Origin of the sequence: Photorhabdus viridis (assembly GCF_040256935.1) — a bacterium.
Lineage (GTDB): Bacteria > Pseudomonadota > Gammaproteobacteria > Enterobacterales > Enterobacteriaceae > Photorhabdus > Photorhabdus viridis.
Map to the genome: position 1 here is coordinate 1 of NZ_JBEJZY010000452.1, position 229 is coordinate 229.

The 229-nt window shown below is 54.1% G+C and carries 1 protein-coding gene; it reads left to right on the top strand.

Going from position 1 to position 229, the window contains the following annotated elements:
• Nucleotides 1-229, top strand: a 229-nt coding sequence (locus ABR397_RS24110) for a hypothetical protein (RefSeq protein ID WP_350307888.1), incomplete at both ends; no start/stop codon positions are given.

Consider the following 229-nt stretch of genomic DNA (forward strand, 5'->3'; position numbering starts at 1 on the left):
CAGTGCAACCCTGACCACCGGTAAACCCCAGTTTGACAAACAGGGTGCGCTGGAAGCGTTGGAAGTTAAACAAGGCCAGATTACCATTGGCGGCAAAGGGCTGGAGGGCAAGGCGACAGATTATGTCGATATCATCAGCCGGGCGACGGAATTAAACGGAAAGATTCAGGCCAACACGCTCTCTTTGACGCAGGGCGCCAACCGCATCAGCTTAAAAGACGGCACGGTT